Annotated in this window: 15 protein-coding genes; 4 read left to right on the top strand and 11 right to left on the bottom strand. The window is 65.5% G+C overall.

The features are described 5' to 3' along the window. Positions 1-32: 32 nt before the first annotated feature. The 7 genes from F1735_RS17350 to F1735_RS17325 form a co-directional block, all read right to left on the bottom strand. A complete protein-coding gene (locus F1735_RS17350) occupies positions 33-1673 on the bottom strand; it encodes a DUF4214 domain-containing protein (protein WP_167238093.1) in 1641 nt (546 codons plus the stop codon). A 254-nt stretch (positions 1674-1927) separates the two neighbouring features. Beyond that, complete coding sequence (locus tag F1735_RS17345; protein ID WP_167238092.1) at positions 1928-4486, bottom strand: Ig-like domain-containing protein; 2559 nt, start codon at positions 4484-4486, stop codon at positions 1928-1930. 278 nt (positions 4487-4764) lie between these two features. After that, positions 4765-7206 (bottom strand): Ig-like domain-containing protein, encoded by a 2442-nt coding sequence (locus F1735_RS17340; protein WP_167238091.1) that lies wholly within the window; start codon positions 7204-7206, stop codon positions 4765-4767. Between the two features lie 168 nt (positions 7207-7374). Then, positions 7375-7560 carry a cache domain-containing protein gene (locus F1735_RS36570; RefSeq protein ID WP_229505828.1) on the bottom strand — a complete coding sequence of 62 codons (186 nt, stop codon included), beginning with the start codon at positions 7558-7560 and terminating at the stop codon, positions 7375-7377. Continuing rightward, positions 7472-7858 carry a hypothetical protein gene (locus F1735_RS17335; protein ID WP_229505827.1) on the bottom strand — a complete coding sequence of 129 codons (387 nt, stop codon included), beginning with the start codon at positions 7856-7858 and terminating at the stop codon, positions 7472-7474. Before F1735_RS17335 ends, F1735_RS36570 begins: the two co-directional genes overlap by 89 nt. A 76-nt stretch (positions 7859-7934) precedes the next feature. Then, positions 7935-9995, bottom strand: coding sequence for a UvrD-helicase domain-containing protein (locus tag F1735_RS17330; RefSeq protein WP_167238090.1), 2061 nt, complete (start codon positions 9993-9995; stop codon positions 7935-7937). A 90-nt stretch (positions 9996-10085) separates the two neighbouring features. Beyond that, on the bottom strand, positions 10086-11078 hold the full coding sequence (locus F1735_RS17325; RefSeq protein WP_167238089.1) for a zinc-binding alcohol dehydrogenase family protein: 993 nt from the start codon (positions 11076-11078) through the stop codon (positions 10086-10088). A gap of 100 nt (positions 11079-11178) precedes the next feature. Between F1735_RS17325 and F1735_RS17320 the strand changes: the two genes are divergently transcribed. Then, entirely contained in the window at positions 11179-12099 is a 921-nt protein-coding gene (locus tag F1735_RS17320) for a LysR family transcriptional regulator (protein ID WP_167222457.1), read from the top strand. Between the two features lie 10 nt (positions 12100-12109). On the opposite strand, the gene F1735_RS17315 is transcribed toward F1735_RS17320, so the two are convergent. Then, the gene (locus F1735_RS17315) at positions 12110-12646 is read right to left on the bottom strand and encodes a DUF1003 domain-containing protein (RefSeq protein WP_167238088.1); all 537 of its coding nucleotides are present in this window, start codon (positions 12644-12646) and stop codon (positions 12110-12112) included. A 142-nt stretch (positions 12647-12788) separates the two neighbouring features. Between F1735_RS17315 and F1735_RS17310 the strand changes: the two genes are divergently transcribed. Further along, a complete protein-coding gene (locus F1735_RS17310) occupies positions 12789-13274 on the top strand; it encodes an SRPBCC family protein (RefSeq protein WP_167238087.1) in 486 nt (161 codons plus the stop codon). 52 nt (positions 13275-13326) lie between these two features. Here F1735_RS17310 and F1735_RS17305 read toward each other — a convergent pair whose 3' ends face one another. Then, on the bottom strand, positions 13327-14769 hold the full coding sequence (locus F1735_RS17305; protein WP_167238086.1) for a dihydrolipoyl dehydrogenase: 1443 nt from the start codon (positions 14767-14769) through the stop codon (positions 13327-13329). A gap of 171 nt (positions 14770-14940) precedes the next feature. Between F1735_RS17305 and F1735_RS17300 the strand changes: the two genes are divergently transcribed. Beyond that, a complete protein-coding gene (locus F1735_RS17300; RefSeq protein WP_167238085.1) occupies positions 14941-15882 on the top strand; it encodes an ArgP/LysG family DNA-binding transcriptional regulator in 942 nt (313 codons plus the stop codon). Positions 15883-16050: 168 nt separating this feature from the next. On the opposite strand, the gene F1735_RS17295 is transcribed toward F1735_RS17300, so the two are convergent. Beyond that, complete coding sequence (locus F1735_RS17295) at positions 16051-18072, bottom strand: primosomal protein N' (RefSeq protein ID WP_167238084.1); 2022 nt, start codon at positions 18070-18072, stop codon at positions 16051-16053. A gap of 750 nt (positions 18073-18822) precedes the next feature. Beyond that, on the bottom strand, positions 18823-19908 hold the full coding sequence (gene hemE / locus F1735_RS17290; protein WP_167238083.1) for a uroporphyrinogen decarboxylase: 1086 nt from the start codon (positions 19906-19908) through the stop codon (positions 18823-18825). A gap of 139 nt (positions 19909-20047) precedes the next feature. On the opposite strand from hemE, the gene F1735_RS17285 reads away from it, so the two are divergent. Beyond that, positions 20048-21997, top strand: coding sequence for a dipeptidyl-peptidase 5 (locus tag F1735_RS17285; RefSeq protein WP_167238082.1), 1950 nt, complete (start codon positions 20048-20050; stop codon positions 21995-21997). Positions 21998-22040 lie beyond the last annotated feature (43 nt).

Below are 22040 nucleotides of genomic sequence, written 5' to 3'. Positions count from 1 at the left end.
GGCGCCACCACCACGGCCGGCGCCTGCCCTCACTATACCAGCGTCGGCTCCCACGACGGGTAGCCGGCGCCAATCAATTCCGCATGGCTGACAGGCAGGTCATGCTCGACGCTGGCGGGCGCCCGGGCCGGCCCCGTCATCCCGTTGAGGGTGGCGACGATGGTGGCCTGGTAATCGATCAGGTCGGTGGCGGCGGTCACGCCACCGAGCATGCCGCGCACCTTGGCGGCGGCGGCCGCGCCGCCATAGCCTTGCACTTCCTGCGGCGTATCGATGAGCAGGGTGAAGCCGGAGGCGACGGTCAGCTTGTTGTTGACCAGCTTGGCGTCGAGCACGCCCTGGGCGGTCTTGTTATCGAAGGCCCCGGCCATGATCGAGAGCGACGCGTTGGCGCGCGACAAGCCGCCGCTGTCGATCGCCTTGCTCCAGAAGGCCAGGCCGGCGGCGTCCGCCGCACGTCCGAACACGTTCTGGTAGAGCGCCTGGATGAAGGTGGCGGTATTGCCCGGATACAGGGCGGCCGACTCGGCGCTGCTGGCGAAGCTGTCGATCAGCTTATGCAGGCCGGCATCCTTGCTGTAGGCGCTGGCCAGGTCGCGCAGGTTGTCGGGCGCGTTCAGGGCGCCCAGTTGCTGCTGGAAGCTCTGCATGCCGCTGTAATCGGCCGCGCGGCCGAAATAGCCGACGTACAAGGCTTGCACCACCGCCTCGTAGGCGAAGTTGACGGTACGGTCGGCAAACACCACTTGTTCGACGTTGACCAGCACGTCCTGGCCATCGTTGCCGAACTGGTCGATGACCACATAGCCGGCCTCGATCTTGGTGATATCGTATTCGGCGCGCAGCCCCTTGTAGCTGGCTTCGTCGACCCCGCCGTAGCCGTTGATGACGTCGTTGCCGCCGGCTCCTTCCAGCCGTTCATTGCCGGCGCTGCCGCTGATGGCGTCGTCGCCGTCGGTGCCGGTAAGGTAATCCATCGCGCCGTGGGCGCCATACTTGCCGCCCAGGCCGTCGCCGCCGTAGATCCAGTTCAGCGCGGCCAGGTCGTACTGCCCGTAGGTGCTGTGAAAAGTCGGGCGGATCGCATCGTAGGACATCAGCGTATTGTCGGTATGGTCACCGTCGTAAGGCAGCTTGATGTCGCCTTCGAAGGGATGCTTCAGGCCGAGCATGTGCCCTAGTTCGTGCAGCAAGGTTTCGTAGCCGGCGCCGCCCGGGGTCAGGTCGGCATTTTGGGCGCGAAATTCCACGTTGTCGATGTAGACATACGCCTCGGCGCTGTAATCGAGCACGTAATTGAGGTACTTGCTGGTCGGGGGCGTATAACTGGTGTGCCAGCTCGACAGGCCAGTGACATCGGCGCCGGGAATATTGATCGACGCCAGGTGAATGTCGGCCCCGGTGCCGAACCCGGTTTCGACAAAGCGGATGCCGGTCACTTGCTGCAGGTAGGTAAAGGCGGTGCGCGCGGCCGCTTGCTGCGCTGCGGAAAACGCGGTTTGCCCGCGTTGTCCGTCTTCATTGCCAGTGGTGACGGAAAAGGTGTAGCGCAAATCGGTCGGCGGGCTGATGCCGACAAAATTCCAGTCGGGGCCTTCGCTGATCAAGGCGTCGATATGGTTGGCGCCGGACAGGCGCAGGTTCTTGATGTCGGAAACGAGGGTAAAGGGCATGAATACGCAATTCGTGAAGACGAGCCGGGAACGCGCAGCGCCGCGCGCGGGCGCGGAACGGAAGACTGGCGAGGGCATGGGCCGGAAACCTTACCGGCAGATACCACAAGTATCTCAAAGGAAAGTATTGACGTCAAACACTTGCTTACAAAATAGGCAGCCAAGGCCGTATTTTGTTCAAAAAACCACATTTTCCAACAACACCACGACCAAGGCAGGCGCCACCCGCACCGGGTGCCCCCTGCCTTGGCCGGCTACGCCAGATCGATCAAGTCGTTCAGTCCGACCAGCACGATAGGCTGGTCTGGCGGCGCGGCCTCATAAGCAGCCCAGGCAGCGCCGCTTTGCCCCCTGCCATTGACCATCTCCTGCAAGATGCTGGCGATGGTCGGCTGGAAGGCCGCGATATCGGTCGTGGCCGTGACCGTGGCGAGCATGCTGCGCACCATCGCGGCCGCATTGGCGCCGGCATAGCCGCTCACTTCAGCCGAGGTGTCGATGGCCAGGGTAAAGTCGGAGGCGAGGGTGACCTTGTTGTTGACCAGCTTGCCGTCGAGAATGCCCTGGGCCGTGGTATTTTCCAGCGCCCCGGCCATGATCGAGAGCGAGGCGTTGGCGCGCGACAGGTTGCCGCTGTCGATCGCCTTGGTCCAGAATGCCGCGCCGGCGGCGTCGGGGGCGCGGTTGAAGATGTTCTGATACACGGCGGCGATGAAGCTGGCGGTGCTGCCCGGATACAGGGCCGCCGATTCGGCGCTGGCGCCGAAGCTGTCGATCAGGCTGTGCAGGCCGGCATTGCCGGCGTAGGCCGCGCTGATGGCCGAAAACGTCAGCGGCGCCTTCAGGTCGGTCAGCTGCGACTGGAACGATGCCAGTCCGCCCGCATCGGCCGCGCGCCCGAAGTAAGCCAGGTACAGGGCCTGCACCACCTCGTCGTAGTCGAGCTGGAGAACGCCGCCCTTGAAGCGGATGGCTTCGACATTGCGCAGCACGTCCACGCCGCCGCCGCCGACTTTGTCGGTGACGACGAAACCGCTGTCGTCGCGCACCACGTAATAATTGCCGCGCGGGCCGCCGTAGCTGACCGAATCGGTGCCGGCCAGGCCGTCGATGAGATTGTTGCCGCTGGTCGGCAGCAACTGATCGTTGCCGGGCGTGCCCGTGAGCGTGCTCGATCCGCCCAGCGCGAACAGCAGGTGCTTGGCGGCCGTGCTGGTGTTGCCGGCCTTGTCGAGCGCGCTGACCAGGACATCGTAATTGCCGTCGGCCAGGGCGCTGCCGCCCAGGCTCCAGTTGCCATCGGCGCCGACCGTGCCTTCGGCGAGGGTGGCGCCGGCGTTGCTCAGGCGGATCGTGCTGCCGGCTTCGCCGCTGCCACTGAAGCGGACCACGCTGCCGGCGCTCACCAGCGCGCTGCCCGAGGGCGCCGCTGGCGCCACGGTATCGACGCCAAACACCAGCGCCGCGCTCGGCACCGAGACATTGCCGGCGGCGTCGGTGGCGCGCACCGTCAGCGCCACGTTCGGGCCATCGGCCAGGACCGAGGTGGCGACCGCCCAGGCGCCGCCGGCGCCGGCCTTGGTACTGGCCACCAGCGTGCTGCCGCTGTACACATCGACCTTGGCATTGGCTTCGGCGCTGCCGCTCAGCATGGGCTTGTTGCCGGACACAAAACCGTTGGGATTCTTGTCCAGGCTGGCAATCGGCGCGGCCGGCGCGGTGCTGTCGGCCGCCGGGGGCGCGACTACCGGCGGCGGGGTGACGACTGGCGGCGGAGTAAGGACTGGCGGCGGCGTCACCACCGGCGGCGTCACCACCGGCGGCGGCGTGACCACCGGCGGCGGGGTGACCACCGGCGGCGCCACCACCTGGCTCGACTGTACGCTGCGGTCGTCGAACTTCAGCACTTCGACCGAGCTCAGGGTGTCGACGCCGTCGGCGCCGCTCACGCGCAGCTTGCCGCCGCCCAGGTCGGTGAAGGCATACGCGGAGAACTTGCCGCGAAAGACGGCGGTATCGGTGCCGTTGCCACCGTTGAGCGTATCGTTGCCGCCGTCGCCTTCGAGGCGGTCGTTGGCGGCGCTGCCGGTCAGGGTGTCGGCTCCGTTGGTGCCGGTGACGTAACGCGCGCCATCGGTCGAGTTGATGCCGAGCGCGCCGCCCAGGCCGTCGCCGCCGTACAGCCAGTTCAAGGCCGCCAGGTCATACTGGCTGAAGGTGGCGTACGGACCGCCCTTGTTGGTGTACGAGAGCAGCGTGTTGCTGGTGTTGTCCTCGGCGGCCGGCAAGCGGATCGCGTCGTCGAACGGGTGCTTCAGGCCCAGCATATGGCCGAGTTCGTGCAGCAGGATCTGCAAGCCGCCCGAGCCGGGCGCCAGGGTGGCGTTCCCGGGCAGGGCGGCGGCGACGTCATCGAGATACACATAGGCTTTGGTGCTGTAACCGGTCAGCCGTTCGCCCGCGTACGTGTAGCTGGAACTCCAACTGGCCAGGCCGGCCGTGCCGCCGCCCAGGTCCTTCGAGGCCAGGTGTACGTCGGCGGCGGCGGTATCGGCCGTTTCGGCGAACACGATGCCGGTGATCGTAGCGAGGTAGGCCAGGGCCGCGCGCGTGCCGGCCTGCTGGCCCGCGCTGAAAGCCAGCAGGCCGTTGGCGGCGCTGTTGGCGCCCTCGTTATTGGCCGCAATCGAAAAGGTGTAGCGGATGGTGTTGCCGGCAGGCGTCACATAGTTCCAGTCGGGGCCGCCACCGAGCAGGGCGTCGATGTGGTTCAGGCCGGAGAGGACGGTATTGAGATCGGAGGTATTTGGCATGCAGTGGCTCGGTTTGGATATGGAAAGGTTTCCAAACGCGAACCGATCTTGAACGTCCGGCAAACAGATTTGGAATATTGCCGCGTTTTACTCGACAAGCGGCGCAGTATTCCAAATTTATGTAATGACGTCAATTAAATTATGAAATGTGCATCTTCGGCTGTACACATCGCGCCACTGCCCGCGCATGGCGACAAGCCGGCGCCGCCCGAGAAGGGCGACGCCGGCCGCGGGCCGGACAGCCTGGCGCGGCAAGCCGGTGCGGCAAGCCGGTGCGCTTACAGCGGCAGGTCGACCAGGGACGTGTGGTTGACGCCGACCAGGGCGATGGGCTGGGCCGGCAGGTCGGCTTCGTAGAAGGACGAGGCAGCCGCCCCCTGCACCCCGGCCCCGCTCATCTTCAGCAAGGTGCTGGCGATGGTGGCCTGGAAGGCCGCGATATCGGTCGTGGCCGTGACCGTGGCGAGCATGCTGCGCACCGTGGCGGCCGCCGTGTTGCCGACATAGCTGCCCAGCTCGGCCGGGGTATCGATGGCCAGGGTGAAGTCGGAGGCGATGGTGATCTTGTTGTTGACCAGCTTGCCGTCGAGGATGCCCTGGGCCGTGGTATTTTCCAGCGCCCCGGCCATGATCGAGAGCGAGGCGTTGGCGCGCGACAGGTTGCCGCTGTCGATCGCGTTGGTCCAGAACGCCGCGCCGCCGGCGTCGGGGGCGCGGTTGAAGATATTCTGGTAGACCGCGGCGATGAAGCTGGCGGTGCTGCCCGGATACAGGGCCGCCGATTCGGCGCTGGCGCCGAAGCTGTCGATCAAGTTGTGCAGGCCGGCATTGTTGGCATAGGCCGCGCTCACGCCCGAAAACGACACGGGCGCCTTCAGGTCGACCAGCTGCGACTGGAAGGACGACAAGCCGCCCGAATCGGCCGCGCGCCCGAAGTAGGCCAGGTACAGGGCCTGCACCACGTCATCGTATTCGAGCTTGAGGGTGCTGTCGCTGAACTTGACCGCTTCTATGTTGCGCAGCGCGTCGACGCCGTCGGTGCCGCTGCGGGCGGTGAGCACGAAACCGCTGCTGTCGCGCACCACGTCGTAGTTGCCGCGCGGGCCGGTGTAGTTGACCGTGTCGGTGCCGGCGCCGCCATCGATGACGTTGTTGCCCGCGGTCGGCTGCAGGGTGTCGTTGCCGGCGCTGCCACCGATGGTGCTGCTGGCCCCGACCGTAAACAACAGGTGCTTGGTGGAGGTGGTGTTGTTGTCGGCCTTGTCGAGCGCGCTCACGGTGACATCGTAAGTGCCGTTGCCCAGGGTGCTGCCGCCCAGGCTCCAGCTGCCGCCGGCGCCAACCGTGCCTTCGGCGATGATGGCGCTGGCGTTGGTCAGGCGGATGGTGCTGCCGGCTTCGCCGTTACCGCTGAACAGCACTGCCCCATTGGCCGAGACATTCACGCTCGCCGTCGGCGCCGTCGGCGCCACGGTATCCACGCTGAACTGCAGCGCCACGCTGGGGAGCGAGACATTGCCGGCGGCATCGGTGGCGCGCACGGTCAGCGCCAGGTCGAGTCCATCGGCCAGGGCCGAGGTGGCGACCGCATAGCTGCCGTTGGCGGCCGCCGTGGTGCTGGCGACCAGGCCGGCCGCGCTGTAGATATCGATCCTGGCGTTGGCTTCGGCGCTGCCGCTGACCAGCGGCTTGTTGCCGGACACGAAACCGTTGGCGTTCTTGACCAGGCTGGCAATCGGCGCGCCCGGCGCGGTGATGTCGCCGCCGGGCGGCGTCACCACCTGCGGCGACTGCACGCTCTGGTCGTCGAACTTGAGCAGTTCCACCGAGTTCAGGGTATCGCTGCCGTCGGCCCCGGTCACGCGCACGCTGCCGCCGCCGAGGTCGAGCACGGTGTACGAGGCGTAATTGCCGCGGAACACGGCGGTATCGCTGCCGCCGCCGCCGTTGACAATATCGTCGCCGCCGTCGCCCTCGAAACGGTCGGCGCCGGCGCCGCCGCTAAGCGTGTCGGGCAGGCTGGTGCCGACCAGGTAGCGCCCGCCGCCGGTCGAATTGATGCCGAGCGCACCGCCCAGGCCGTCGCCGCCGTACAGCCACTTGAGGGCCGCCACGTCGTAGGGGCTGAAGTCGGCGTACGGGCCGCCCGCGTCGGTGTAGGAGAGCAATGTGTTCGAGGTATTGTCGTCGCCCACCGGGAGTCGGGTGCTGCCGTCGAAGGGGTGCTTCAAGCCCATCATATGGCCCAGTTCATGCAGCAGGGTCTGGTAGCCGCCGGTGCCGGGCGCGAGGTTGGCGTTGGCGGCTCCGAACTCGACGTTATCGAGATAGACATACGCTTGCGCATCGTAGGCGGTCACGGTGCTGCCGCTGTAGTTATAGCTCGAACTCCAGCTGCACAAACCGCTCGTGTTGGCGCCGTTGATATTGACCGAGGCCAGGTGTACATCGGCCGCCAGGCCGCTCGCCGTTTCGGTAAACGTGATGCCGGTCAGCGCCGCCAGGGTGGCGAACGCCGCGCGCACCCCGGTTTGCTGGGAAGCGGAAAACGCGCTCTGGCCGCCCTGCGTCGCTTCATTGCCGCTCGTGACAGAGAAGGTGTACAGGATGGTATTGCCGGCCGGCGTGAGGTAGTTCCAGTCCGGCCCCGAGTCGAGCAGGGCATCGATGTGGATCAGGCCGGAGGTGGGGGTGACGGTGATGTCGGATACGGTCGCCATGCTTGTGTGCTCGTCATTGGAAGTGAAGGGGTCCAAATGACGCGCGACCGGTGTACTGACAAGCCCCGGCAGGCGATTTGGAAAGTGGCGGGCGCATGCGCCGGCGGTGAATTCAGTATTTCAAACTCGGAAGTTACCGTCAAACAAAATTTGAATCGTGCGTGCAATTTATCGCAAATAAACACCACCGCAGATGATCACCTCATCGCTCGGCTGGCAATACATTGCCTTTGGTTCAATCTTACCGCTGACAGGATTAGTGAACTTATATTCTTGCCAAAAAGAAGGATTCTTTTTGGCCATCTCGACCCGTTCTTTCACGAACGCCTTGCCGTCGATATCCTTTAACTCCATCAGATTCTTGTTCAGCATGTTCGGATGGGCGCCATGCGCGCACCACCACCCCATCGACGCCGTACGCGACCATGTACAGGTCGCGCTCGGTGAAGGGACCGTCCTTGCGGTTGATCTCGCTGTAGGTCTTGTCCTTGCCGTTGGCCTTCATGAAGACGATGGTTTTCTTGACCATGGCTTCGGCTTCCGGCCTGGTGGCGAACTCCTCGGCCACGGCGGGCGTGGCCACGGCCCAGGACAGCATCGCGGCGACCAGGGTAACAACAGCGCCGCGCGCTACGGTGGTCAATGTCGACATGAAAACTCCCTTCGGGGACGCGCGCCAGGGCGGCGCATTGATCCATCCTAGCACTTCTGTGAGGTGCTGCCGAGTGTTAAGTTTTCGGTGTTGCAAGCAGCGCCTTGAGGCTGGCCAGGCGGTCCTTGGGCGAGATCGTTTCGGCCTCGGTGGGCGGGGCGGCGCCGACGTCGAGCGCCATTTCTTTAATGAAACGCGAGACGTCGCAATGGACTTGTTCACCGGCCCGCTTGCGTTTCTTGCACCAGGTAATGTGCAAGGTGCGCTGGGCGCGCGTGATGCCCACGTACATCAGGCGTCGTTCTTCCTGGATGCGCGCGCCGATGGTTTCCACCGACGCGTCCGGATCGCCCTTGTGCGGCAAGATGCCCTCCTCCACGCCGACCAGGAAGACGTGCGGAAATTCGAGTCCTTTGGACGCGTGCAGGGTCGACATGCGCACCGCGTCCGGCTCTTCGTCCTTGCCTTCGAGCATGCTCATCAAGGCCACCATCTGGGTCAGTTCCAGCAGGTTTTTTTCCTCGCCGGATTTATCCTTGCCGCCACAGCCGCGCTCCTTGAGCCAGTTGGTAAATTCGAGCACGTTTTGCCACTTGCTTTGCGCCGCGCGGTCGTCGAAGGTATCGTACAGATAACTCTCGTACGCGATCTCTTTCATCATGTCGTCGAGCACGGCGGCCGCGTTCTCGCCGCTGCCGGACGGACCGGGACGGCTGGCGCGCGCTTCGAGCTGGTTGATGAAGTTGCAAAAGGATCGCAAAGGCAACAACTGCCGGTCCGGCAACTTCGCTTCGATGCCGCCCTTGAAAGTCGCTTCGAACAGGGAACAGTTCCATTGCTTGGAAAACGCGCCCAGCACTTCCAGGGTGGCCATGCCGACCCCGCGCTTGGGCGTGGTGACGGCGCGGATGAAGGCCGGGTCGTCGCCATCGTTGGCGATCAGGCGCAGGTAGCTGATGATGTCCTTGATTTCGGCCTTGTCGAAAAAGCTCTGGCCGCCAGAAATCGTGTAGGGAATGCGCTCCTTGCGCAGGCATTGCTCGATCACGCGCGCCTGGTGGTTGCCGCGATACAAAATGGCGTAATCGGACCACTTGTTCTTGCGCTGGAAGCGGTCGCTTGAGATCATGATCGCCACCTGCTCGGCTTCCTGGTCATCGTTCTGCATGCCCAGCACCGAGATCGGCTCGCCCAGGCCGTGCTCGGACCACAGGGCTTTTTCGAACAGCTTGGGATTGTTCGCAATGACCGCGTTAGCCGCCTGCAAGATGCGCGTGGTGGAACGGTAATTCTGTTCGAGCTTGATGACGCGCAAGTCCGGGAAATCGTCGCCCAGGGTTTTCAGGTTTTCCACCGACGCGCCGCGCCAGGCGTAAATGGCCTGGTCGTCGTCGCCCACGGCGGTAAACATCGGTTTCTTGCCGATCCCGGTGACCAGCAGCTTGACCAGTTCGTACTGGCAAGTGTTGGTGTCTTGATACTCGTCCATGAGCAGGTAGCGCAGGCGGCGCTGCCATTTGTCGCGGATCGGATCGTTGTTGCGGAACAATTCCACCGGCAGGCGGATCAGGTCGTCGAAGTCGACCGCCTGGTAGGCCGCCAGGGTCGCCACGTAGCTGCGGAACACGCGCGCGGCCTGGGCTTCGTCCTCATCCTTGGCGTTGTTGACGGCGTCGTCGGGGTCGATCAGGGCGTTTTTCCACAGCGAAATTGCATTCTGTATGCTGCGGATCAATTGCTTGTCGGTGGTAATGGCCAGATCCTGGACCAGGCCGAAGCAGTCGTCGCTGTCCATGATCGAAAAGCGGTCCTTCAAGCCCACGCCGGCCGCTTCCTGGCGCAGGATTTTCACGCCCAGCGAGTGGAAGGTGGACACGGTAAGCTGCTTGGCCTGGCGCGGTTGCTTGAGCAGCTTGGCGATGCGCTCCTGCATTTCCAGCGCGGCCTTGTTGGTGAAGGTCAAGGCGGCGATGGTGCGCGGATCGTAGCCGCGGTCCTCGATCAGGTGCGCGATTTTCTGGGTGATGACGCGCGTCTTGCCCGAGCCGGCGCCGGCCAGCACCAGGCAGGGGCCGTCAAGGTACATGACCGCCTCGCTCTGCGGAACGTTCAGGCCGAAACTGGGAGTGGTGGACATCGGGCGGGGCAATCAGGTGGGGGACGACCGGGCATTGTAACGCACCCCACCGCCGTTTCCGTCGCCCCGGGCGCGACCGCCCCGGGCGTCTCAGAAGCCCGACAAGACAATCTTCCCGATCGTGCTTCCCGCCTCCAGCGCCGCGTGGGCGCGCGCCAGGTTGGCGGCGTCGATCTTGCCGCCGCTGGCGCCCACGGTCGTTTGCAGGACACCGGCGTCGACCAGCGCCGCCACCTCGCCCAGCAAATGGTGCTGCTCGATCATGTCGGCCGTGCCGAACATCGAGCGCGTAAACATCATCTCGAACACCACGGTGACGCTCTTGCCGAACACCAGGTCCATCGGCAGCGGCCGCTCATTGCGCACGATCGCGCAGATTTTGCCCTGCGGCGCGATCGCCGTCGCCAGCGCCGCGAAATGCAGGTCGATATCGTTCAGGCACAAGATGTAATCGACTTGCCCCAGGCCCAGCGCGGCCAGTTGCGCCGGCATGTCGCCGTGGTGATCGATCACATGGTCCGCCCCCAGCGCCACGCACCACGCGCTTGAAGCCGGGCGCGAGGCGGTCGCCACCACGGTCAGCCTGGCCAGTTTTTTGGCCAGCTGGATCGCAATCGAGCCCACCCCGCCGGCGCCGCCGATGATCAAGACCGACTTGCCCGCGTCGGCCCCGCTGCGCGAGACGCCCAGGCGCTCGAACAGCGCTTCCCAGGCGGTGATGCTGGTCAGCGGCAGGGCGGCGGCCTGCTCGACGGTCAAACTGGCAGGCTTGCGCCCGACGATGCGCTCGTCGACCGCATGGAACTCGCTGTTGGCGCCCGGCCGCACGATGCTGCCGGCGTAATAGACCGCATCGCCCACCTTGAACAGGGTCGCCTGCGGCCCCACGGCGCTGACGGTGCCGGCCACGTCCCAGCCGAGCAAGTGCGGCTCGCCATCGTGGGCGGCCCCCTGGCGCTGCTTGTAGTCGACCGGATTGACCGAGATCGCCTCGACCTTGACCACCAGGTCGCGCCCTAGCGGCTGCGGCTCGGGCAGGTTGACGTCGTGCAGGGCTCCGTTGATGACGGCGATGGCTTTCATGTTGTTTCCTTGTCTGGTTGCGAGAAGATCCAGTGTAGACCGTCACGATTCGATTGATAATTGGCATAATGATTGAATGTCTCTTCGGCAAAACAAAACAATGCACCTCGACCTGACCGATGTGGCGCTGTTCGTGCGGGTCTGCGCCACCCGCAACCTGTCGGCCGCCGGGCGCGAGTTCGGGCTGTCGCCGGCGGCCTCGAGCGCGCGCATGGCCCAGCTCGAACGCCAGCTGGGCGCGCGCCTGCTGCACCGGACCACGCGCCAGATCGCCCTGTCGCAGGATGGCGAAGTCTTTCTCGAGCGCGCCGTGGCCCTGCTCGACGCCGCCGAACAGGCGCGCGCCTCGGTCGGCGCCGGGCGCGAACCGCAGGGCTTGCTACGGGTGGCGGCCTCGGTCTCGTTCGGACGCCTGCACCTGATGCCGTGGCTGCCGCAATTCCTGGAGCGCTATCCGGGCCTGCAACTCGACCTGCGCCTGTCGGACCGGGTGATCGACCTGGCCGCCAACGGCATCGACGTGACCATCCGCAACGGGCCGCTGCACGATTCAGCCCTGATCGCGCGCGTGCTGGCGCCCAGCCGCCTGCTGCTGGTGGCCTCGCCCGATTACCTGGCGCGGCACGGCACGCCGCAGCGCCCGCAGGAGCTGAGCGAGCACCAGTGCCTGGTGCTGGAAGGCCTTAATCCATGGAATTTCAGGGATACCGACGGCAGCCTGATCAGCGTGCGGGTGGGCGGGCGGATGCGCAGCGATAACGGCGAAGCGATGCGCGACGCCGCCCTGGCCGGGCTGGGCATCGCGCTGCAATCGACCTGGGCGGTGTACCAGCAGCTCAAGAGCGGCGCCCTGCTGCCCCTGCTGGCGGCGTATCCGATGGCCTTGAATTCGGTGGTCTCGGCCCAGTACCTGAACCGCAATTTCTTGCCGCCCAAGACGCAAGCGTTCATCGACTATTTTGCCGCCCGCTTCGGGCCGACCCCGTATTGGGACGAGGGCTTGCCCGGGATCGGGAATTAGGTGGCCTTGCTTACGTGGCGACCTTGTTGTCCGCGCACAGGGCGTTGAGCAGGCGCAGCTGTTCATGCTGCATGTCGAGCAGTTGCTGCTTGAAGCCATCCATCTTTTCGTGCAGGGCCATGATTTCGAGCTCGGCCTTGAGGTTGATCTCGTAATCGTTCTGGGCGTTGAGGCGGTCGATTTCGCCCTGGCGGTTCTGCGACATCAGGATCACCGGCGCCTGGATCGAGGCCAGCATCGACAGGAACAGGTTCAGCAGGATGTAGGGATAGGGATCGAAAGGCTTGGCGCCGCCGCGCGTAAGCAGGAAGGAATTGAGCGCCACCCAGCACACCAGCACCAGCGCGAACAGCATGATGAAGGTCCAGGAGCCGCCGAAGCGGGCCACGGCGTCGGCCGCGCGCTGGCCGAAGGTGGGATCGTCTTCCGGATCGGGCTGGCTGGGGGTGAGCGCGCGCCGTTCGGCGATGTGCTTGGCCACGGTGTCGTCGCTGCGTTTTTGCAGCTCTTCGATGTGCGCCAGATAGTCTTTGCGGGTGGTCCTCATGCTGTGTTCTTCACTGGTGGTGCGGGCCGGTTGCCTGCTCGATAACAGTGTATCCGCAAGTCACTTTCCAGCGCGCACAGATCGCTTGCGTTACCATCGCACTATCCGGGCTGCATGCCCTTTACCGACGAGCCAGAGCACCATGAAATTCGAACACTTAATTGAAATTAACGATCCCTTGAACCCGCTGATCGACACCTTGACGCGCGAGCAAGTGTGGCGCGGGCTGGTGCTGTGCGCCGAAATGCCCAAGCTGTTCGTGCCGCATCTGGACGAGTGTACGATCGATGAGCGCGAGAGCGGCAGTTTCCGGCGCAGCCGGCGGTTCGGCGAGCTGGTGGTGCTCGACCGCGTGCTGCTCACGCCGCTGCAGGAAGTGCGCTACGAGGTGCCGGAACAGGGCGAGATCGCCGCCTCGAGCCTGACCGTGACGATCGAAACGCCGGCCGAGCACACCCTGTTCGTGCGCTTCAAGTACGACGACGGGCATGATGCCGAGACCGACAAGGTCAATGCCATGTATGACGAGTACAAGAAGTCGGCGTACCAGGAGGCCGATATCGACACCATCCGGATCGTGCGCGAGATGGCGGGGGCGGGACGGCTCGACGCGAGCTATTTGAACTAAGCGGGCGACGGGCGGCGGGCGGCCGGCAGCCGGCGCCTGGCGCCCCTCAGGCTCACACGCCCGGCGTCGTGTCGGGCGCGCCACTGGCCTTCGGCGCGCCTTTGTCCAGCTCCAGCGCCAGGTCGCGCAGGGCGGTGCGCACGCCCTCCTCGATCACCGGATGGTAGAACGGCATGTCGAGCATCTGCGCCACCGTCATGCGCGCCTGGCAGGCCCAGGCCAGCAAGTGCCCCAGGTTCTCGGCGCGCGGCCCGATCATCTCGGCGCCCAAAAAGCGGCCGGTGCCGTACTCCCCATACACGCGCAGCATGCCGTGGTTTTGCAGCATCACCCGGCTGCGCCCCTGGTTCTCGAAGGACACCTTGCCGACCGCGAACTTGGGCTTGCCTTCCGCACACAACTCCTTGTAGCTCTCGCCCAGGGTCGCGATCTGCGGCTCGGTAAACGCAATCGTGAGCGGCGTGCGGCGCAGGCCCGGTCGCACGTCCGGATAGCGGCCGGCGTTGTCGCCCGCGATCTTGCCGTGGTCGGCCGCCTCCGGCAGCACCGGACGCTCGTTGTTGGCGTCGCCGGCGATGAAAATGTGGCTGGTGCCGCACTGCATGGTGCTGGCGTCGAACAAGGGAATGCCGCGCGCGTCCAGCGCCAGGCCGGCGTGCTCGATGCCGATCCGGTCCACATTCGGCGTGCGCCCGGCCGCCACCAGCACATACGCAAAGCGGTCGGTCTGCTCGGCGCCGGCGGCGTTACGCGTTGTCAAGACGACTTCCTCGCCCTGCTGCTCGGCGCCGATGATGCGTTGCTGGAAGCGCAGGTCGAGCTCGCGCCCGAGGGCCTTGCCGGCCACGTGCAGCACTTCCGGGTCGCTCAGCTGGGCCACGCTGCCGCCGCGCGCGAACACGCTCACGCGCACTCCCAGGCGATGCAGGGCCTGGCCCAGTTCCAGGCCGATCACGCCGGTGCCGATCACCGCCACCGATGCCGGCAAGTCGGTCCAGTCGAACACATCGTCGCTGACGATGACGCGCGTGCCCACCTCCTTGAGCTGGGGCAGCATGACCGGGGTGGAACCGCTGGCGATGACCATCCGCGACGCCGCGACCGTGGTGTGCTCGTCGACCTGCAGCGACTGCGGCCCGGTGAAGCGGGCGTGGCCGCGCAGCTTGTCCTGGTCCGGGATGTTGTCAACGCTCTCGAGCACGAAGCCGACGAAACGGTCGCGTTCGCTGCGCACGCGCGCCATCACGGCCCGGCCGTCGATGCGCACGCCCTCGGGATGGACCCCGAATTGCGGCGCCAGCGCCAGCATGTGGGCCGCCTCGCTGGCGGCGATCAGCAACTTGCTGGGCATGCAGCCGACGCGGGCGCAGGTGGTGCCGTAGGGGCCGCTCTCGATGAGGAGCGCGGTTTTCCCCTGGGCGCGGGCGGCGCGGTACGCGGCGAGACCCGCGGTGCCGGTGCCGATGATGGCGACGTCGACGTGTAACTTGTTCATGGCGGACTCTTTTTCAACTGGACGTACAAAGGATGCGGGCGGGTGCCGTTTTCAGGCGTCAACGATACGCCAATTTTCGGTTTTCCGTGGGGTGGGGCTGTTGCGCGTTGGCAGCATGAGGCGAAGCGTATTAGTATCGCTGATCAATATCACCATGGATAAGCTTAGCTGATGAGTACTCTCGACTATCGCGGCCTGGCCGTGCTCGACGCGGTGGCGGCGAGCGGCAGTTTCGACAAGGCGGCGCTGCTGCTGGGAATGAGCCAGTCGGCTGTATCGCAGCGCATCAAGGCGCTCGAAGACAGCTGCGGCCGCCTGCTGGTGGTACGTGGCGCGCCCTCGGCGCCGACCGGGCTGGGGCAGCGGCTGGTGCTGCATTTCCGCCATGTGAAGCTGATGGAAGCGGCGCTCGACATCGACCTCGGGCGCGACGCCAGCCTGCCGACCCTGGCCCTGGCGCTCGACGCCGACAGCCTGGCGACCTGGTTCGCGCAAGCGCTGCCGGCACTGCTGTCACCGCCGCGCTGCCAGTTCAACATCGAACTGGCCGACGGCGAGCGTGCGCTGCGGCTGGTGCGCGAAGGCGCGGCGTTCGCCTGCGTGGCCGAGGCCGATGGCGGCGGCGCTGGCGAAGCGGCGGTCGGCACCAGCGCCACGGCGCTGGGATTGCTGCGCTACACCTGCGTGGCCACGCCCGCGTTTGCGGGGCACTGGTTCGGCGACGGCTTCATTGCCGAGGCGGTGGCGCTGGCGCCGGCGGTGGTCAGCGAGCGCAAGCAACTGGCGCGCTTCCTGGCGCGCGAGTTCGACGGCGAGGTGGCCTTCCCGCACCACACCATGCCGGTCTCGGCGGCGCTGGAGAACTGCATCCTGCACGGCGTGGCGTACGGCCTGATGCCCGAGCTGAGCGCGCTGAGCCGGATTGCCGCCGGCCAATTGGTCAATTTGACGCCCGGCCGCACCTGGAACACGGCCTTATCGTGGCACGCCTGGAACATCGACACCCCCTTCACGCGCGCCCTGACCGAGCACATCGTCACCAGCGCCCGCCGCTACCTCCCGCAACCCCACACCGCCCCCCCCCACCGGGGTCAGAGCTTTAACTTGCAATAGTTGCTGAACGGATCAACGTTACAGAGAAATTGGACGAATGCCGGTTCAGTTGCGGCAAACGGCGTGTAGAGCCACCGAAGCCGTCGTGATAAGCCAACAAAACCGTTGCGGCCAAGCTGTTTGTTGCTAGTTAAAGCTCTGACCCCGGTGGTGGGGGGAGCTGTTGCTTCAGATGTCGAGGGGGTCGACTTCGAGCGACCATTTGACCCGGCTTTTCATGGCGCGCAATAGGGCCAGCCATTCTTTGAGAAAGGCTTGCAGCGCCGGCCGCGAGGGACTTTCCACCAGCAGCTGCGCGCGGTCGACGTTGTGTACCCGCGTCATCGTCATCGGGATCGGGTCATTCAAGGTGATGCCGTCGAATGCCAGCGCGTCGCGCGCACTCTCCAGGAAGCCAATCGCCGTTTCCAGCTCCGGCGCTTCGGCCCGCAACAGCGCCTGGTACAGGTACGGCGGCAGCGCGGCAGCGCGCCGCTCTTCCAGCAAATCGGTGGCGAAGCGGTCGTAGTCGTGGTTGACCACCGCCGTGTACAGCGGATGGCTGGCGTAACGCGTCTGGATCAGCACTTCGCTCACGCTGCCGCCTTCCGTGCGCGCCGCCCTGCCCGCGCGCCCGGCCACCTGCATCAACTGCGCGAACAGGCGCTCGCTGGCGCGGTAATCCTGCGAGAACAGCGCGGTGTCGGGATTCAAAATCCCCACCAGGGTCAGCTTCTTGAAGTCGTGCCCCTTGGCGACCATCTGGGTGCCGATCAGGATATCGACTTCGCCCCGGTGCACCGTGGCGAACGCGGCTTGCGCACTGCCCTTCAGGCGCGTGGAGTCGGCGTCGATGCGCAGGATGCGCGCCTCGGGAAAAACCAGCTGCAAGCCTTCTTCCACGCGCTGGGTGCCGCGCCCGAGCGGCTGCAGGTCGACATTGCCGCAGGTCGGACAATGGCGGGGTATGCGCAGCTCCAGGCTGCAGTGGTGGCAGCGCAGCCGGTGCTCGGGCTTGTGCAGCACCATGAACGAGGTGCAGCGGGTGCAGTTGCTGATCCAGCCGCACGATTCGCAGCAGATCACGGGCGCATACCCGCGCCGGTTCAAGAACAGCAGCGATTGTTCGCCGCGCTCGAGGCGCTGGCGCAGCGCCGCCATCAGGTGCGAGGTGATTCCGTCGACCGGCTTGTCGCGCTCCATGTCGAGCAGCTTCACGCGCGGCAGCACCGCGTCCTTGACGGCGCGCTCGCGCAGTTCGAGCTTGCGATAGCGCCCGGAGCCGGCATGGTGCCAGCTCTCGAGCGACGGCGTGGCCGATCCGAGCACGATCGGAATGCCGAGCTGGCGCGCGCGCCACACCGCCAGGTCGCGCGCGGAGTAGCGCAGCCCTTCCTGCTGTTTGTACGAGGGGTCGTGCTCTTCGTCGATGACGATCAGCTTCAGCTTCGGCAGCGAGGCCAGGATCGCCAGGCGGGTGCCGAGGATGATGCGGGCCTGCCCCTGGTGCGCGGCCAGCCAGTGCAGCATGCGTTCGCCCTCCGACAGGCTGCTGTGCAAGGTGGCCAGCATCACGCCCGGAAAGCGCGCGCGGATGTTCCCTTCCAGCTGCGGGGTGAGGTTGATCTCGGGGACCAGGATCAGGATCTGGCCGCCCTCTTCGCGCGCCAGCACCCGGGCGCAGGCCTGCAGGTACACCTCGGTCTTGCCGCTGCCGGTCACGCCGTACAGCAGGATCGGCGTAAAACCCTGGGCCCCGCCGATGGCATCGGCCGCTTGCTGCTGCGCCTCGTTCAGGCGCGGCATGTCGAGCGGCGTGTGGTCGTGCGCGGGCGCGCCCTTGGCCAGCTTTTTCAGCGCGCGATCGAGCGCCACGGTGGTGAGCACGCGCAGGTTCTTGGGCAGTCCCGGCAAGGCGACTTCGCCGAGCGGACGCTGATAGTAGTCGGCCGCAAACGCGGCCAGCGCGATCCATTGCGGCGACAGGGGCGAGAGCTCGCTGCGCACGGCCAGCGCGTCTTTGAGCTTGTCGGCCGGGACCTCGGTGTCGTGCTTGATGGCGACGATGAGCCCGACTACCTCGCGGCGCCCGAAGCTGACCAGCGCCAGCTGGCCCACGCGCGGCTCGTCGCCCGGCGTACACGGCCAGCGGTAATCGAAGCAGCTGGTGAGCGGCGTGTCGAGCGCGATGTTGAGGATGCAGTACGCCATCTGGGTTGCTTCGGTCAGGTTGAGGGAGGTGCGGACAGCCCATCGCCATGCATGTCCAGGACATCGTTTCAAGCATGCTCAGCTTGTGGACAACTTTGTGGACAAACAATTTGTGCGAGGCCAAAAGCTTTGTGCTTGCACAATAGATGAGCCGAACAACTGAAAATCAAAGAAATTTAATCCTTACGAATCAATCACTTGCGAAAACAGCCTTGGGAAGGCGGGAAAACCATGTTTGACCGCCGTTCTGTGCATAAGTAAGGCGCGGTACCCTGAAAATGTAGTCGGATTGGCCGCTTGCGGCTGGGTATCAACGGCTCCCGCAGCCGGCTGGCCGGGCCGCTGCGGGACCCGCCGCACACCTTCGGCGAGTTGCCGCCGACACAGTCCGGCACCATCATGCAGCACAGCAAATCCTCAGGTAAAACCTTAACAATCGCGCTAAGTCGCGGTAAACGCGGGACTTTTCATTTTTATCCACACTGCCTGTTGATAACTTTGTGGACAATGCTGGAAAACCCGGGTTTTCCCTCTGTACCTTGTCCACATTTTCGCCAGCCATCTCGACAGGTAAATTTTATAAACCGTTTTACATCAATGACTTAAAAGTTCAAGAAACTTTTCTTGACCGCCTGATTTTTAATCAGTGATGTTCAGAAAAATTGTGAATAAGTGGGATATTGTCATTCAGAAAACGTCTTCCGCAGCCCAGCGACACCACCCTGGCAAGGGGGCGTCGCTGTAGCCAGACTACAGGCTGGCGCGTTGCTGGCGGCTGAAGCTGTGTACTGCCTCGACCATGGCGCTGACCGACTCGGGCGGGGTGAATTGCGAGATGCCATGCCCCAGGTTGAACACGTGACCTGAGCCGTCGGACGGCTTGCCGTAGCTGCTCAGGGTACGCTCGACTTCGGCGCGGATCTGTTCCGGGCTGGCGAACAGGATGGCCGGGTCCAGGTTGCCCTGCAGGGCGACCTTGTGGCCGACCAGGGCGCGCGCGCGGCCCAGGTTGACGGTCCAGTCCAGGCCGACCGCATCGGCGCCGATGTCGGCGATCTGGTCGAGCCACAGGCCGCCACCCTTGGTGAAGACCACCGCCGGGATGCGCACGCCGTCTTTTTCGCGCTTGAGCTGGCTCATCACCTGGCGCATGTACTCCAGCGAGAAGGTTTGGTAGGCGCCGTCGGCCAGCGCGCCGCCCCACGAGTCGAACATCATCACGGCCTGGGCGCCGGCGTCGATCTGGGCGTTCAGGTAGGCCGCCACCGCCGCCGCGTTGGTCGACAGGATGTGGTGCATCAGGTCGGGGCGGTTGTACAGCATCTTTTTGATGGTGTGGAATTCCTTGGAGCCGCCGCCTTCGACCATATAGCAGGCCAGGGTCCACGGGCTGCCCGAAAAACCGATCAGCGGCACGCGCCCGTTCAGGGCGCCGCGGATCTGGGTGACCGCCTTGAAGACGTAGTCGAGCGAGTCCAGGTCGGGCGCGCGCAGGGCCATGACGTCGGCTTCGGTGCGCAGCGGACGCTCGAACTTGGGACCTTCGCCATCGACGAAGTACAGGCCCAGGCCCATCGCGTCGGGCACGGTGAGGATGTCGGAAAACAGGATCGAGGCGTCCAGCGGGTAGCGGTCGATCGGCTGCAGGGTCACTTCGGTGGCGTAGTCAGGGTTCTTGGCCAGGCCCAGGAAGGAGCCGGCGCGCTCGCGCGTGGCGCGGTATTCCGGCAGGTAGCGCCCCGCCTGACGCATCAGCCACACAGGGGTGTAATCGGTCGGTTGGCGCAGCAGCGCGCGCAGGAATGTATCGTTCTGGAGCGGGGCGAATTGGGGCATGGGGAACCGTCGAAAGCTTGGAGAAAGGCGCTATTATCGCATTCTCCCGCATTCTCACCCCCTGCGCCGCGCGAGCGCATTTGCGCCGGCGCGGGGGATTAACTATCATGCCATACCACCGCCAACCCAGTAAATCCCCATGACAGCTCCCACCAGCCAACAGAACGCCGCTTTCGGCCTCTGGCCTTCCCCGATCAGCGCCGCCATCGTGGCCGCCGGCGCCACCCCGCTGTCGCAGCCGCAGGCCGATGGCCAGGATGCCTACTGGCTGGCCGGACGCGCCAGCGAAGGCGGGCGCACCACCCTGCTGCGCCAGCGCGGCGCCGACCTGGTCGAGCTGACCCCGGCCCCCTTCAATGTGCGCAGCCGCGTACACGAATACGGCGGCGGCGCCTACCTGGTGGCGGCGGGCACGGTGTATTTCTCGCATTTTGCCGATAATTGTATTTACACGATTGCTCCCGGCGCGGCCCCGCAGGCACTCACCCGCCCGGGCAGCGCGCGCTACGCCGACTTTGCCCACGATGCGGCGCGCAAGCGGCTGGTAGTGGTACGCGAGGATCATGCACAAGGAAGCGCGCAGCCGGTCAATACGCTATGCGCCATCGGCGCCGACGGCGGCGAGACCATCCTGGCCCAGGGCAGCGACTTTTACGCCGCCCCGCGCCTGTCGCCGGACGGCCAGTCGCTGGCATGGCTGAGCTGGGACCATCCGCGCATGCCGTGGCAGGGCACCGAACTGTGGCTGGCGCAAGTCAATCCGGACGGCTCGCTTGGCAAGCCGGCGCTGGTCGCCGGCGGGCCTGAAGAAGCGCTCTGCCAGCCCGAATGGTCGCCGGCCGGCGTGCTGCATTTTGTGTCGGACCGCAGCGGATGGTGGAACCTGTACCGCCTGGCCGGGGGCGAGGTGCAGCCGCTGTGCGAGCGCGCCGCCGAATTCGGCTCGCCGCACTGGACCTTCGCGGTGTCGATGTACGGTTTTACGGGCGACGGCGAGATCGTCTGCACCTACATCGAAAACGGCGTCAGCCGCCTGGCCCAGTTGTCGCCCGAGAGCGGCAAACTGGCGCCGATCACCAATCCCTACCAAGAAATCCGCGAGCTGCGCGTGGGCGGCGGCGTGGCGCTGATCCTGGGCGGCTCGCCGCACATCCCGCTCGAGCTGGCGCGTTTCGAGCTGGCCAGCGCCACGCCGCACGTGCTGGCGCGCTCGATCAGCGCGCTGCCGGCCGACGGCTACCTGTCGGTCCCCGAGAGCGTCACCTACGCCAGCGGCGCCAACGGCCAGCGCAGCGCGCACGCGTTCTACTACCCGCCCTGCAATGCCGACGTGCGGCCGGACCCCAGCGCCAGGCCGCCGCTGATGGTGATCAGCCACGGCGGCCCGACCGGCATGGCCACCAACACCCTCAAGCTGGCCACCCAATACTGGACCAGCCGCGGGTTCGCCGTGCTCGACGTGAACTACGGCGGCAGCAGCGGCTTCGGACGCGCCTACCGCGATGCGCTCAAGGGCCAGTGGGGCGTGGTCGACGTCGACGATTGCGTCGCCGGCGCGCGCTACGTGGCCACGCGCGGCCTGGCCGATCCGGAACGGCTGGTGATCCGCGGCGGCAGCGCCGGCGGCCTGACCACCCTGTGCGCCCTCACCTTCCATGATGTGTTCAAGGCCGGCGCCAGCTACTACGGCGTGTCGGACCTGAAGGGCCTGGACGACGACTCGCACAAGTTCGAGTCGCACTACAACGAGTACCTGATCGCACCAAAGGCGGAGTCGGAAGCCCTGTACCTGCTGCGCTCACCGATCAAGCACGCCGACAAGCTGACGCGCCCGATGATCTTCTTCCAGGGCCTGGACGACAAGGTCGTGCCGCCGCAGCAGTCGGAAGTGATGGTCACGGCGCTGCGCGCGGCCGGCGTACCGGTGGCCTACATGACCCTGGAAGGCGAAGGCCACGGCTTTCGCAAGGCCGACAGCATCGTGCGCACGCTCGAAGCGGAGCTGTATTTCTACCTGCGCATCTTCGGTTTGACTACACAAGGCCAGCCGGCGGTGGTGGCGATCGAGAACCTGCCCGGCGCTGCATGAACGAACAGGAAACAGCGACCATGCGAGCGACCATGCGAGCGAC

It is taken from the genome of Massilia genomosp. 1, from assembly GCF_011682185.1.
GTDB classification, from domain to species: Bacteria; Pseudomonadota; Gammaproteobacteria; order Burkholderiales; family Burkholderiaceae_D; genus Telluria_A; species Telluria_A rubra.
The sequence above is the reverse complement of the archived record's forward strand: the minus strand, read 5'-3'. Positions and strand labels throughout refer to the sequence as shown.

Coding starts and splice junctions, on each gene's coding strand:
- F1735_RS17350 (WP_167238093.1), bottom strand. CDS start 1,673: ATGCCCTTTACCCTCGTTTCCGACATCAAGAACCTGCGCCTGTCCGGC.
- F1735_RS17345 (WP_167238092.1), bottom strand. CDS start 4,486: ATGCCAAATACCTCCGATCTCAATACCGTCCTCTCCGGCCTGAACCAC.
- F1735_RS17340 (WP_167238091.1), bottom strand. CDS start 7,206: ATGGCGACCGTATCCGACATCACCGTCACCCCCACCTCCGGCCTGATC.
- F1735_RS36570 (WP_229505828.1), bottom strand. CDS start 7,560: ATGGAGTTAAAGGATATCGACGGCAAGGCGTTCGTGAAAGAACGGGTC.
- F1735_RS17335 (WP_229505827.1), bottom strand. CDS start 7,858: ATGTCGACATTGACCACCGTAGCGCGCGGCGCTGTTGTTACCCTGGTC.
- F1735_RS17330 (WP_167238090.1), bottom strand. CDS start 9,995: ATGTCCACCACTCCCAGTTTCGGCCTGAACGTTCCGCAGAGCGAGGCG.
- F1735_RS17325 (WP_167238089.1), bottom strand. CDS start 11,078: ATGAAAGCCATCGCCGTCATCAACGGAGCCCTGCACGACGTCAACCTG.
- F1735_RS17320 (WP_167222457.1), top strand. CDS start 11,179: ATGCACCTCGACCTGACCGATGTGGCGCTGTTCGTGCGGGTCTGCGCC.
- F1735_RS17315 (WP_167238088.1), bottom strand. CDS start 12,646: ATGAGGACCACCCGCAAAGACTATCTGGCGCACATCGAAGAGCTGCAA.
- F1735_RS17310 (WP_167238087.1), top strand. CDS start 12,789: ATGAAATTCGAACACTTAATTGAAATTAACGATCCCTTGAACCCGCTG.
- F1735_RS17305 (WP_167238086.1), bottom strand. CDS start 14,769: ATGAACAAGTTACACGTCGACGTCGCCATCATCGGCACCGGCACCGCG.
- F1735_RS17300 (WP_167238085.1), top strand. CDS start 14,941: ATGAGTACTCTCGACTATCGCGGCCTGGCCGTGCTCGACGCGGTGGCG.
- F1735_RS17295 (WP_167238084.1), bottom strand. CDS start 18,072: ATGGCGTACTGCATCCTCAACATCGCGCTCGACACGCCGCTCACCAGC.
- hemE (WP_167238083.1), bottom strand. CDS start 19,908: ATGCCCCAATTCGCCCCGCTCCAGAACGATACATTCCTGCGCGCGCTG.
- F1735_RS17285 (WP_167238082.1), top strand. CDS start 20,048: ATGACAGCTCCCACCAGCCAACAGAACGCCGCTTTCGGCCTCTGGCCT.